We start from the raw sequence: 12558 nt of genomic DNA on the forward strand, positions 1-12558 counted from the left end.
GAGGACGCAGCGACGCGGACCCCGTCGACCACTCCGGATGGACGCACCGATCCACGACGGGAGCCCTCATGACCAGCACCGGCCCGACCTCCACCAGCCCCGTCCCGTCCGTGGCCGGCGCCCTCGAGCGCGACCCGCAGCCCGGCCACCCGGCCGCCCGCAGCGGCTACGCCGGCGGCCTCGCCATCGCGCTGCTGTCGGCCGCCTCGTTCGGCCTGTCCGGCTCGCTCGCCCGTTCACTGCTGGACCTCGGCTGGACGCCGGCGGCCGTGGTCGCCGTCCGGATCACCGGCGCGTTCGTGCTGCTGCTCGTCCCCTGCCTGGTGCTGCTGCGCCGGACGGGGCTGCCCTCGCTGCGGCAGACCGGCCGGATGGCCGTCTACGGCGTCGTCGCCGTCGCCCTGGCCCAGCTCTGCTACTTCAGCGCGGTCCAGTACCTCTCGGTGGGCGTCGCCCTGCTGCTGGAGTACCTCGCCCCCGTGCTGCTGATCTTCTGGCACTGGGCCCGCAGCGGACGCCGGCCCGCCGGGTCCGTCTTCGGCGGGGCCGCCCTGGCCCTGCTGGGCCTGGTCTTCGTGCTGGACCTGCGCAGCGGCGTCACCCTCGACCCCGTCGGGGTGGCCTGGGGACTGGGGGCGGCCGTCTGCCTGTGCGCCTACTTCGTGCTGAGCGAGACTGGCGGCCGCCACGGCACCGTCCCGCCCCTGCTGCTGACCACCGTCGGCACCGGCGTCGGCGGGGCCGTCATCCTCGCGGCCGCCGGCATCGGACTGCTGCCGCTGGCCGCCCGGACCGGCAGCACGGTCCTGGCCGGCGCCGAGGTCGGCTGGTGGCTGCCCGTGGTGCTGCTGGTCGGGGTGACGGCCGTGCTGGCCTACCTCACCGGCATCGTCGCCGTCCGGCGGCTGGGCAGCTCGGTGGCCTCGTTCGTGTCGCTGGCGGAGGTGCTGTTCGCCGTCGCCTTCGCCGTGGTGCTGCTGGCCCAGCAGCCCTCGCCCGGCCAACTGGTCGGCGGGGCACTGGTGCTGGCCGGGATCGGCGTCGTGCAGCGGGGCGCGCGCCCCTAGGCCGCGGGCGGGGGTCCCGGCGTCGCGCGACGGCTACGCACCCTTCGAGCCGGCGGGCCGCCAGGCGGGGTGGGCGCGGACGCCCTCCGCGGCCCGGTCGACGACGGCGGCCAGCCGCTTGTCGCGGGTCGCGGCCGTCCGGGCCTGGACCAGCCACTCGAGCATGACCTTGCGGACGGACGGCGGGAAGGCGTCCCAGTGCCCGCGCGCCGCCGGACGGGCGTCGAGGGCAGCCCGCAGGTCGTCGGGCTCGATCCCGGCCTCGACGTCGTCCAGCAGCGTCCACGCCCCGTTGGCCACCGCCTCGGCGATGACCCGCTCGCCGGCCTCGGTCATCAGCCCCGCGGCCCGGAGCTCCTCGACGCGGATCTTGTTGGTCCGCGCCCAACCGCTGCGGGGCTTGCGCGGGGAGAAGTACTGCATGCTGCGCTCGTCGTCCAGCCGGCGGGCGACGCTGTCCACCCAGCCGAAGCACAGCGCCTCGCAGACGGACTCGACGTAGCCGACGGCCGGCCGGCCGGTGCCCGTGCGCCACGAGACGAGCTGCACCCCGCTCGCCGTGGCGTGGTGCTCCGCCAGCCAGGCGCGCCACTCCGCCCGGGTCTCCAGGTGCACCTGCTCCACGTCCGCGGCCACGCCCGCCCCCTCCGCCCCCGTGTCTGGTCGCCCCGGGCATCCTGTCCAGGCCGGGCGGCCGCTGGCAAGACCCGGGAGCCGTGGAAGGCTGGGCCGATGCGGACCGGGTGCCCCAAGCGGATGGTGCACGGCCCGTGCGGCGGGGTCCGGCCGGACGGCCGCTGCGAGGTCGCCGAGCACCCCTGCGTCTTCCTGGACCTGCCGGAACCGCCGCCCGTGACGCCCGTCGCCGGCACCCCGCCGGCGGCCGTGCCGGAGGTGCTGACCGACCTCAGCGTCCCGCCCTCGGACCGGGCGACCCTGACCCGGACCGCGCGGCGGCTGGCGGGCAGCGCCGACGCCCTGCTGGTCGGCGACCACCAGGACCGACCGGACTTCTCCCCCAGCCTGCTGGCGCGGCTGATCGCCGAGGCCGGCGTCCGGCCGTGGGTGACGCTGGCCTGCCGGGAGCGCCCGCGCGCCGCCCTCGAGGCCGAGCTGGACCGGCTGCGGGCCGACGGCCTGGCCACCGTCGTGTGCGTGACCGGCGACGGCCGGCGGCCGGAGGTGGCGACCGCGGCCCCGGCCGTCTTCGACCTCGACGGCACCCGGCTGGCCGGGCTCGCCGCGGCGCGAGGGCTGCCGGTCGCCGTGCCCGAGGCGCCGGCCGCCCCTCCGCGCGGGCTGCGGCCCCAGCGGCTGGTCCGCAAGCAGCAGGCCGGGGCGGCGGTCGCGGTCCTCAACCACGTCGGTCGTCCGGAGGCCGTGGCCGCCTTCGTCGCCGCCGCGCGGACCCGCGGGCTGACGATGCCGGTCGTCGCCGCGGTCGCCGTGTTCACCGACGAGCGCTCGGCGGCGGCGCTGGCCGCCCTCCCGGGCCTGGAGCTCGACCGGGCGGCCGTGGCCGCCGTGCTGGCCAGGCCCGACCCGGTCGAGGCGGGCATCCGGGTCGCCGTCGCCGAGGCGCGGGCGCTGCTCGCGGTGGAGGGGGTGGCCGGGGTGAACCTGTCCGGGCTCGCCTCCGGCCGGGGCACCGCGTTCGCGGCCGACGTGCAGGCCGAGATCGGGACCCGGATCCGCGATGGGCGCGCCGTCCGCGGGTAAGGAGCGCGCTGTGACCGAGGAGATGAAGGCCGAGTTCGACACCGTCGCGTCCTGGACGGCCGACGCGGCCCTGGCGCTGGGTCCCGACCACTTCCTGGCGGCGGGCTGCCGGGGCAGCGGGAGCCCGGGCGCCCTGCGCTGGCTGCTCGACCGGCTGGACGTCGCGCCCGGCGACCTGCTGCTGGACGCCGGCGCCGGCGTCGGCGGGCCCGCCGCCTTCGCCGCGGCGGAGGCCGGCGTCCGCCCCCTGCTCAGCGAGCCCGAGGCCGGCGCCTGCCGGGCCGCCCGTCGGCTCTTCGACCTGCCCGTCGTCCAGGCCGCGTCGGCGCTGCCCTTCGCCGACGCCTCCGTCGACGCGGTGTGGTCCCTCGGCGTGCTCTGCACCGTGCCCGACCAGCCGCGGTTCGTGGCCGAGCTGCGCCGCGTGCTGCGGCCCGGTGGCCGCCTCGGCCTGCTGGTCTTCGTGGCCACGGGAGCGCTGCCCGAGCAGCCGGCCGGCAACGACTTCCCCACCCGGCCCCGCCTCGACCACCTGCTCCGGGAGGCCGGCCTCACCGTCCACGACAGCGGCTCGGCGGCCGACTTCCCGGCCACCCCGGCCGGCTGGCAGGACCGCGCCGACGCGGTGGACGCCGAGCTGGAGCGCCGGCACGGCGACGACGAGGCCTGGCGGACGGCGGAGGCGCAGTCGGCCGTCATCGGCCGGCTCCTCGCGGCGGGCGACCTCGTGGGCACGCTGGTGGTCGCCGGACGCTGACCTCGGCTGGCCAGCGAGGGGTTCGCTCCGCAGGCCCGGCACGGGGAGCAGCTGGAGCAGAGGCGGGACCTGGGCCGGCCGCCGTCCTGAGCCGCCGCTCTAGACTCCGGACGGTGAGCGCCTCGGGTCTGCTGGTCGCGGGCACCTCGTCGGACGCCGGCAAGTCGCTGGTGGTCACCGGGCTGTGCCGGGCTCTCGCGCGACGGGGCCTCTCCGTCGCGCCGTTCAAGGCCCAGAACATGAGCAACAACTCCGCCGTCTGCGCCGACGGCGCGGAGATCGGGCGCGCGCAGTACCTGCAGGCCCAGGCCGCCCGGGTCCCGCCCGAGTCGGCGATGAACCCGGTGCTGCTCAAGCCCGGCTCGGACCGGCGCTCCCACGTCGTCGTCCGCGGCCGGCCCGCCGGCACCCTCGAGGCGGGGCAGTACGCGACCGGGCGCGCGCACCTGGCGGAGGCGGCCTGGGCGGCGTACGCGGAGCTGGCCGCCCGCTTCGACCTCGTCGTGTGCGAGGGCGCCGGCTCCCCGGCCGAGATCAACCTGCGGTCCGGCGACTACGTCAACCTGGGGCTGGCGCGCCGCTTCGGCCTGCCCTGCGTGGTCGTCGGGGACATCGACCGCGGCGGGGTCTTCGCCGCCCTCTACGGCACGGTCGCCCTGCTGGAGCCCGCCGACCGGGCGGTCATCCGATCCTTCCTCGTCAACAAGTTCCGCGGTGACCCGGACGTCCTCCAGCCCGGGCTGGACGAGCTGACCCGGCGGACCGGCGTCCCCTTCGCCGGCGTGCTGCCCTGGCTGAGCGGGGTCTGGCTGGACGCCGAGGACACCCTCGAGGTGGGCGCCTGGCGCCGCTCGGACCCGCGGCCGGGTGCGCTCCGGGTGGCCGTCGTCCGGCTCCCCCGCGTCTCCAACCTCACCGACGTCGAGGCGCTGGCGGCCGAGCCCGGCGTCGACGTGCTGGTCACCACCGACCCCGACGTGGTGGCCGGCGCCGACCTGGCGGTGCTGCCCGGCTCCCGGTCCACGGTGGCGGACCTGGGCTGGCTGCGGGCGACCGGGCTCGCCGCCGTGCTGGCCGAGCGGGCCCGCCGTGACCGGCCCGTGCTGGCGATCTGCGGCGGCTACCAGATGCTGGCGCGCCGGATCGACGACCCGGTCGAGTCCGGCGCGGGGGTGGTCGAGGGCCTGGGCCTGCTGCCCACCCGGGTCCGCTTCGCCGACGCCAAGGTGCTGGGCCGGCCGACCGGCGCGTGGCGGGGCCACCGCGTCGACGCCTACGAGATCCACCACGGTCTGGCCGCCCTGGACGACGGCGCCGAGCCGTTCCTCGACGGCGCCCGGGCCGGCGCGGTGTGGGGCACGATGTGGCACGGCACGTGCGAGAACGACGCCTTCCGCCGGGCCTGGCTGGGCGAGGTGGCCGCGGCCGCCGGGTCGTCGTGGTCGCCGCAGCCGGGCGCCGCCGGGTACGCCGACCGACGGGAGGCCATGGTCGAGACCCTGGCCGACGCCCTGGACGAGCACGTCGACCTGGACGTGCTGCTCGCGGGCACGCGCGTCGCCCTGCCGCGGCTGGGCGTCGAGGTGGCCTCGTGAGCGTCGAGGTGCTGGTCATCGGGATCGGCAGCGGCGACCCGGGCCACCTGACCGGTGAGGCGGTCGCGGCGATGCGCCGGGTCGACCTCTTCCTCGTCGCGGACAAGGGTGAGGTGAAGGGCGACCTGGCCACCCTGCGGACCGAGCTCTGCCGCACCGTGCTGGGGCCCGACGGCTACCGGCTCGTCGAGGTCCCCGACCCGCCGCGCGGACCCGACGCGCAGCGGGACACGGCCGCCTACACCGCCGGCGTGCGCGACTGGCACGCCGCCCGCGCCGAGCGCTACGCCGAGGTCGTCCGCCGCGAGGTGGGCCCCGACGGCGTCGTCGGCTTCCTGGTCTGGGGTGACCCGGCCTTCTACGACTCGACGCTGCGGATCGTCGCCGCCGTGGCCGAGCACGGCGTCGAGCTGCGGACGACGGTCATCCCGGGCATCAGCAGCCTGCAGCTGCTCGCCGCCCGGCACCGGCTGGTGCTGAACGGGGTCGGGGGCTCCGTGCACGTGACCACGGGCCGGCGGCTGCTGGCCGAGTACCGCGTCGACCTCGGGGACGTCGTCGTCATGCTGGACGGCACCCTGACCTGCGCCCGGCTGCTGGGCGAGCACCCCGACCTGGAGATCTTCTGGGGCGCCCAGCTGGGGCTGGCCGACGAGGCCCTGGTGGCCGGTCGGCTGGCCGACGTGCTCGACGAGATCCGGCGGGTGCGGCTGCGGCTCCGGGCCGAGCGGGGCTGGGTGATGGACACCTACCTGCTGCGGTCGGGACCCGACCCGGCGCCCCGACCGCCCGGCTGAGGCCGCACGCGGCTCTCCTCGATGGCCGCGGCCATGGTGTGGCTCAGCTCGTCGAGGAAGGTGGCCACCAGGGCGAGCTCCGCGGTGTCGTGCCGGGCCACCAGCCGGTCGAGGTGGGAGCCCAGGGTGGCGAAGAACGCCCGCGCCGGCGGCACGATGTCGGGGCTCGTGCGCAGGGTGACCTTGCGGCGGTCCGTGAGCTCGCGGGTCCGGGTGATGTGGCCGGCGACCTCCAGCCGGTTCAGCAGCTGCGCGGTCGCCCCCGAGGTGAGACCGATCCGCTCGGCCAGCCGCGCCGGGGTCAGCGGGACGCCGAGGTCCTCGGCGTAGAGGATCTCGACCACGGCACCGGCGTCGGTGGAGCGCAACCCGAGGGACAGCGCGAACTCCTGGGTGAGCTCGGTGTAGCTCGCGCCGAAGCTCCGCAGGCCGCCCAGCAGGCGCACCCGGTGCGCGAACACCTCGTCCGGCTCCATGTCTCTCCTCTCAGCCCCGAGGCGTTGACGCTACCGCGGTGGGCAGATATCTTCGTTGCGTAGATACTTCGCCATTGAGCAGAACCGCCAGGAGAACCTGATGCCCGAGTACACCGGCTCGCTGATCGACCACCTGAACGTCGCCGTGCCCGACCTCGACCGCTCCGTGGCGTTCTACACGCCGGTGCTGGCGACGCTGGACATCGTCACCCTGCTGGAGGTGCCGGCCGACCCCGGCGCCGACCAGCTCCGGATGCACGGCTTCGGACGGTCCCCCAAGCCGTTCTTCTGGCTGCTCGAGCAGGGCCGGGTGGGCGCGGGGATGCACCTCGCCTTCACCGCCCCCGACCGTGCGGCCGTCGACGCGTTCTACGACGCCGCCCTGGCCGCCGGCGCCACGTCGGAGGTGGCCCCCGCCGTGCACCCGGAGTACCAGCCCGACTACTACGGGGCGTTCGTGACGGACCTCGACGGCATCAGCCTGGAGGCGGTCTGCCACACGCCGGCCGGCTGAGGCCGCTTGCTAGCGTGCAGGGCTCCGACGTCCCACCGAGGAGGACCATGCCCGCCACCCCGACCGTCCCGCTGCGCAACGGCCTCGCCCTGCCCGTGATCGGCCTCGGCACCTGGCCGCTCCGCGGGGCCGACGCCGCGGCCGCCGTCCGCACGGCCCTGGAGACCGGCTACCGGCTCGTCGACTGCGCCGAGAACTACCGCAACGAGGACGGCGTCGGCCAGGGGATCCGGGACTCCGCCGTGCCGCGCGAGGACGTGGTCATCACCACCAAGTTCAACCGGGAGTGGCACAGCGTCGACGGCGTCCGGCAGGCCTGGCGGGCCAGCACCGAGCGGCTGGGCGTCGAGTACCTGGACGTCTTCATGGTGCACTGGCCCAACCCGGGGCAGGACCGCTACGTCGAGGCCGTCCGCGGCCTGGCCGCCCTGCTCGAGGACGGTTCGATCCGCGCGGTCGGCGTCTCCAACTTCACCCCGGCGCACCTGCAGCGTCTGGAGGAGGAGGCGGGGCTGGTGCCCGACCTGAACCAGATCCAGCTGAGCCCCTACGCGGCGCGGCGCGCCTCGCAGGCCTACCACCGCGAGCACGGCATCGTCACCGAGTCCTGGAGCCCGATCGGCGGCTCCGCCGACGGGCTGCGCTCGGACCCCGTGATCGCCGACATCGCCGCCGAGGTCGGCCGGACGCCCACCCAGGTGGTGCTCCGCTGGCACGTGCAGACCGGGCTGGTGGCGGTGCCGAAGTCGGCCGACCCGGGGCGGATCGCGGAGAACCTCGACGTGTTCGACTTCGCGCTCGACGACGAGCAGCTGGCGCGGGTCGACGCCCTCGACCGGGGCGAGGTCGACGTCGCCGACCCGGAGACCTTCGGCCACTGACGGTGGTCGGCCCGGGGCCGACGGGTCGGACGCCGTCGGGCTCCGGTCCCGGCCGCGTCTGACCGGTCGGCTCAGCCGCGGCCGAGGACCCGGTCGACCGCCATCACCAGGACGACCCGGAGCGGGTTCTCGCGCGGGACGCGGTAGCGCTCGGCGTAGCGGCGCTCGGCGTCGGCGACGGCGTCCGGGTCGCGCTCGACGTGCAGCGGACCGCTGAGCGTGAGCCAGCGGGCCCGGTCGACCTGGCAGAGCGCGCCGACGGCGCCGGGCCGCCCGGCCAGCCTCGCCTTGACCGACTCCCCGCTGGTGATCACCCGGGCCAGCCGGGTGGCCGGCTCGTAGGTGAAGCCGACGGGCACCACGTGCGGGGTGCCGTCGGCGCGGACGTTGGTGAGCGTGGCCAGGTGCCGCTCGACGAGGAAGGCCAGCACCTCCTCGCCGAGGTCGGCCGGGTCGAGGCTCACCGCGCGACCTGGACCGGTCGCCGGCTCACTGCGCGTCCTCCAGGTCGCCCTCGACGTCGAGGTAGACCTGCTGCATCTGCTCCACGAGCTCCGGGTCGGGCTCGGCCCACAGCCCGCGCTCGGCCGCCTCGCCCAGCTTCTCGATGATCCCGCGCAGCGCCCACGGGTTGGCGTGCTTCATGAAGTCCTGGTTGACCTTGTCCAGCACGTAGCTCTCGGCCAGCTGCGCGTACATCCAGTCGGGCACCACGCCGGCGGTGGCGTCGAAGCCGAACAGGTAGTCGACGGTCGCCGCCAGCTCGAACGCGCCCTTGTAGCCGTGCCGCTGCATGGCTCCGATCCAGCGCGGGTTCACCACGCGGGCGCGGAACACCCGGGCGGTCTCCTCGCCCAGCGTCCGGGTCCGGACCGCGTCGGGCACCGTCGAGTCGCCGACGTAGGCCTTCGGTGCCGTCCCGGTCAGCGCACGGACCGTCGCCACCATGCCGCCGTGGTACTGGAAGTAGTCGTCGGAGTCGGCGATGTCGTGCTCGCGGGTGTCGATGTTCTTGGCGGCGACGCTGATCCGCCGGTAGTTGGCCTCCATGTCCTCCCGCGCCGGCGCGCCGTCCAGGTCGCGGCCGTAGGCGAAGCCGCCCCACGCCGTGTAGACCTCCGCCAGGTCGGCGTCGTCGCGCCAGTTGCCGGCCTCGATCAGCGGCAGGATCCCCGCGCCGTAGGAGCCCGGCTTCGAGCCGAAGATCCGGGTGGTCGCGCGGCGCTCGTCGCCGTGCGCGGCCAGGTCGGCCTGCGCGTGGGCGCGGACGTAGTTCTGCTCCGCCGGCTCGTCGCGGTCGGCGACCAGCCGGACCGCGTCGTCCAGCATGGCCAGCACGTGCGGGAAGGCGTCCCGGAAGAACCCGGAGATGCGGACCGTGACGTCGACCCGCGGCCGGCCCAGCTCGGCCAGCGGCAGCACCTCGAGCCCGGTCACCCGGCGCGAGCCCTCGTCCCAGACGGGGACGACGCCGAGCAGGGCCAGCACCTCGGCCACGTCGTCGCCGGAGGTGCGCATGGCCGAGGTGCCCCAGACGCTGAGACCGACGGACTGCGGGTACGCACCGGTGTCGTCCAGGTGGCGCTGCACCAGCGACTCGGCCATCGCCTGGCCCGTCTGGTACGCCAGCCGCGACGGGATCGCCTTGGGGTCGACGGAGTAGAAGTTGCGCCCGGTCGGCAGCACGTTGACCAGGCCGCGCAGCGGGGACCCCGACGGCCCGGCCGGGACGTAGCCGCCGGCCAGCGCGTGCAGGGTGTTGCCGATCTCGTCGCCGGTGCGGGCGAGGCGCGGGACGACCTCGACGCAGGCGAAGGTGAGCGCGGCTTCGACGCCGGCGAGGTCAGCGCCTTTCGACAGGCTCAGGGCACGGACGACGCCAGGTACCTCAGCGGCGTCCCATCCGGCCTCGGACAGCGCGACCACCAGCGCGCGGGCCTGCTCCTCGACGGCGTCGACCTGCGCGAGCGGGGCGTCACCCTCCGCGAGCCCGAGCGCGGTGCGCAGGCCGGGCACCCCGTTGACCTGGCCGCCGAACACCTGGTTCGCCCGCAGCACCGCGAGCACGAGGTTGACCAGCTCGTCGCCCTGGGGCACCTGGCCCAGCACGTGCAGGCCGTCGCGGATCTGGACGTCCTTGATCTCGCAGAGCCAGCCGTCGACGTGCATCACGAAGTCGTCGAACGCCTCGTCGTCGGGCCGGTCGGTCAGGCCCAGCTCGGCGTCCATCTGGGCCGCCTGGATCAGCGTCCAGATCTCCCCGCGCAGCGCCGGCACCTTGGCCGGGTCCATGGCGACGACGTTGCCGTACTCGTCCAGCAGCTGCTCGAGCCGGGCGATGTCGCCGTAGGACTCGGCCCGGGCCATCGGCGGGATGAGGTGGTCGACGACGGTGGCGTGGGCGCGGCGCTTGGCCTGGGTCCCCTCGCCCGGGTCGTTGACCAGGAACGGGTAGACCAGCGGCAGCGAGCCCAGCGCGGCGTCGGTCCCGCAGGCGGCGGACATGCCCATGTTCTTGCCCGGCAGCCACTCGAGGTTGCCGTGCTTGCCGACGTGCACGACGGCGTGGGCGCCGAACTCGTGCTGCAGCCAGCCGTAGACGGCGAGGTAGTGGTGGGTGGGCGCGAGGTCGGGGTCGTGGTAGATCGCGATCGGGTTCTCCCCGAAGCCGCGCGGCGGCTGGACGAGGATCACCACGTTGCCGGCCTGGAGGGTGGCGGCGACGACCTCGCCCGCGGGGTCCCGGCTGCGGTCCACGAACAGCTCGCCGGGCGCCTCGCCCCAGGCGGCGGTGACCGCGTCGGTCAGCTCGGCGGGCAGGTCGTCGAACCAGCGCCGGTAGGTGGCGGCGGGGACCCGGGCCGGCTGGCCGGACAGCTGGCCCGACGTCAGCCACTCCGGGTCCTGGCCGCCGGCGGCGATGAGCGCGTGGATCAGGGCGTTGCCCGCGGTGGTGTCGGCCGACTCCCCCTCGACCGGCTCCAGCGGACCGGTGCCCGGGATGTCGCCGGGGGCGCCGACGTCGTAGCCCGCCGCCCGGAGCGCGCGCAGCAGCCGGATCACCGAGACGGGGGTGTCGAGGCCGACGGCGTTGCCGATCCGGGAGTGCTTGGTGGGGTAGGCCGACAGCACGAGCGCGATCCGCCGCTCGCCGGGCGCGAGGTGCCGGAGCCGGCCGTGGTTGACGGCGATCTCGGCGACCCGGCGGCAGCGCTCGAGGTCGGGGACGTAGCTGGGCAGTCCGTCCGCGTCGGTCTCCTTGAAGGAGAACGGGACGGTGATGACCCGGCCGTCGAACTCGGGGACGGCGACCTGGGTGGCCACGTCGAGCGGGCTCATCCCCTCGTCCGACTCCGCCCACACCGCACGTGGCGTGGTCAGGCAGAGCCCCTGCAGGATCGGGATGTCCAGCGCCGCCAGCGCCTGCACGTCCCAGGCGCCGTCGTCCTCACCGGCCGACGCGGTCGCCGGGCGGGTGCCGCCGGCCGCGAGCACCGTGGTGACGAGGGCGTCGAGCGTGCCGAGGTGGGTCAGCAGGTCGGCCGGGGCGTCGCGGAGGGACGCGGCGAAGATCGGCACGCCGACCCCGCCCGCGGTGTCGACCGCGTCGGCCAGGGCGTGCACGTAGTCGGTGTTCCCGGCCGTCTGCTGGGCCCGGTAGAAGAGGATGCCGACCCGCGGGCGTACGCGCGAGGAACCGCGGCCTGGGCTCGTCGAGGGCCCTTCGACAGGCTCAGGGCGCGGCAGCTCGCCCCAGACCGGCTGCGCGACGGGCGGCTCGAAGCCCTCGCCGGTCAGCAGCACGGTGTCGGAGAGGAAGGCGTGCAGCTGCGCCAGGTTCTCGGGGCCGCCCTGGGCGAGGTAGACGTGGGCGTCGGCGGCGATGCCGATCGGCACCGTCGACAGCTCCATCAGCGACGCGTCCGGGGCCTGCTCGCCGCCGAGGACGACCATCGGCTGGCCCTCGCCGCGGATGCGGGCGAAGCCGGAGCACAGCGACTGCGCCGAGCCCAGGATGCGGGCCACGACCAGGTCCGCGGCCGCGAAGACCGCGGCCATCTCGGTGTGGGCGGTCTTCGTCGGGTTGACGTAGACGTAGTCGGCTCCCGACGCGCGCGCCGACAGCAGGTCGGTGTCCGAGGTGGAGACCAGGGCGATGCGCGTCATGGCGGAGAGCCTAGGTGCTGGCGGCAGCGTGCCCGCCCGCGAGGACGGTGTGACGAGCCCGGGGTCGACCACGATCCCGAACTCCTCACACCGGCACGTCAGAGCTCGACGACCTCGTTGTCGTTGCCGTGGTAGCGCTCGCCGGTGGTCTTGACCTTGACCAGGCTCAGCACCGAGGCGACCAGCCCGCCCGGCGTGTCCCAGTACTCGGCGGTCTCGCCGGTCACCTTGACCACGACCACCGAGGGGTCCTCCGGCCCTCCGGGGAACCAGCCCTCCATCTGCGGCGACCACAGCTCCGCGGCCTTGCCGGCGTCCTCGACCACCTCGGCGGTCCCGTTCACCGAGACCCAGACGTCGCGGGAGGTCAGGGCGACCCCGACCCGCGGGTGAGCGGCGATGTGCGCGACCTTGCGGGAGTCGCGGGAGGAGAGGAACCAGAGGTTGCCGTCGAAGTCGGTGTCCTGCTGGGCCATCGGACGGCTGACGAAGGCGCCGGTCTCGTCGACGGTGGTGAGCATGGCGAAGTCGATGCCCTTCGCCAGCTCGGCGATCTTCTGGACGGGGGTGGGGTCGGAGGTCATA

Annotated in this window: 12 protein-coding genes; 7 read left to right on the forward strand and 5 right to left on the reverse strand. The window is 75.4% G+C overall.

Features of this window, described 5'->3' with window-relative positions; translation table 11 throughout:
• Positions 1-68 precede the first annotated feature (68 nt).
• Entirely contained in the window at positions 69-1067 is a 999-nt protein-coding gene (locus BLT72_RS20610; protein WP_091415646.1) for an EamA family transporter, read from the forward strand.
• Positions 1068-1100: 33 nt separating this feature from the next.
• Here BLT72_RS20610 and BLT72_RS20615 read toward each other — a convergent pair whose 3' ends face one another.
• On the reverse strand, positions 1101-1703 hold the full coding sequence (locus tag BLT72_RS20615) for a YdeI/OmpD-associated family protein (RefSeq protein WP_091415648.1): 603 nt from the start codon (positions 1701-1703) through the stop codon (positions 1101-1103).
• 96 nt (positions 1704-1799) lie between these two features.
• Between BLT72_RS20615 and BLT72_RS20620 the strand changes: the two genes are divergently transcribed.
• From BLT72_RS20620 to cobF, 4 genes are all read left to right on the forward strand, one after another.
• Positions 1800-2786, forward strand: a complete 987-nt coding sequence (locus BLT72_RS20620; protein WP_091415651.1) for a methylenetetrahydrofolate reductase C-terminal domain-containing protein — start codon at positions 1800-1802, stop codon at positions 2784-2786.
• A gap of 10 nt (positions 2787-2796) precedes the next feature.
• Positions 2797-3543: a class I SAM-dependent methyltransferase gene (locus BLT72_RS20625; protein WP_197677121.1), complete on the forward strand. Its 747-nt coding sequence runs from the start codon at positions 2797-2799 to the stop codon at positions 3541-3543.
• A gap of 113 nt (positions 3544-3656) precedes the next feature.
• Positions 3657-5138 (forward strand): cobyric acid synthase, encoded by a 1482-nt coding sequence (locus BLT72_RS20630; protein WP_091415653.1) that lies wholly within the window; start codon positions 3657-3659, stop codon positions 5136-5138.
• The gene (gene cobF / locus BLT72_RS20635) at positions 5135-5935 is read left to right on the forward strand and encodes a precorrin-6A synthase (deacetylating) (RefSeq protein WP_091415656.1); all 801 of its coding nucleotides are present in this window, start codon (positions 5135-5137) and stop codon (positions 5933-5935) included. The genes BLT72_RS20630 and cobF overlap by 4 nt, the downstream gene beginning before the upstream one ends.
• On the opposite strand, the gene BLT72_RS20640 is transcribed toward cobF, so the two are convergent.
• A complete protein-coding gene (locus BLT72_RS20640) occupies positions 5887-6411 on the reverse strand; it encodes a MarR family winged helix-turn-helix transcriptional regulator (protein ID WP_091415660.1) in 525 nt (174 codons plus the stop codon). The two genes, cobF and BLT72_RS20640, sit on opposite strands and share 49 nt — an antisense overlap.
• 100 nt (positions 6412-6511) lie before the next feature.
• Between BLT72_RS20640 and BLT72_RS20645 the strand changes: the two genes are divergently transcribed.
• Both BLT72_RS20645 and BLT72_RS20650 read left to right on the forward strand, forming a co-directional pair.
• Positions 6512-6925, forward strand: coding sequence for a VOC family protein (locus BLT72_RS20645; RefSeq protein ID WP_091415663.1), 414 nt, complete (start codon positions 6512-6514; stop codon positions 6923-6925).
• Positions 6926-6972: 47 nt separating this feature from the next.
• Complete coding sequence (locus BLT72_RS20650; RefSeq protein WP_091415665.1) at positions 6973-7806, forward strand: aldo/keto reductase; 834 nt, start codon at positions 6973-6975, stop codon at positions 7804-7806.
• Between the two features lie 71 nt (positions 7807-7877).
• On the opposite strand, the gene BLT72_RS20655 is transcribed toward BLT72_RS20650, so the two are convergent.
• The 3 genes from BLT72_RS20655 to BLT72_RS20665 all read right to left on the reverse strand — a co-directional run bounded on the left by BLT72_RS20655 (position 7878) and on the right by BLT72_RS20665 (position 12557).
• Positions 7878-8270, reverse strand: a complete 393-nt coding sequence (locus BLT72_RS20655; RefSeq protein ID WP_091415667.1) for a pyridoxamine 5'-phosphate oxidase family protein — start codon at positions 8268-8270, stop codon at positions 7878-7880.
• A 25-nt stretch (positions 8271-8295) separates the two neighbouring features.
• Positions 8296-11973 (reverse strand): cobaltochelatase subunit CobN, encoded by a 3678-nt coding sequence (gene cobN / locus BLT72_RS20660; RefSeq protein WP_091415669.1) that lies wholly within the window; start codon positions 11971-11973, stop codon positions 8296-8298.
• A 98-nt stretch (positions 11974-12071) separates the two neighbouring features.
• Entirely contained in the window at positions 12072-12557 is a 486-nt protein-coding gene (locus BLT72_RS20665; RefSeq protein ID WP_091415672.1) for a pyridoxamine 5'-phosphate oxidase family protein, read from the reverse strand.
• Position 12558 lies beyond the last annotated feature (1 nt).

Source organism: Friedmanniella luteola (genome assembly GCF_900105065.1).
Classification (GTDB): domain Bacteria; phylum Actinomycetota; class Actinomycetes; order Propionibacteriales; family Propionibacteriaceae; genus Microlunatus; species Microlunatus luteolus.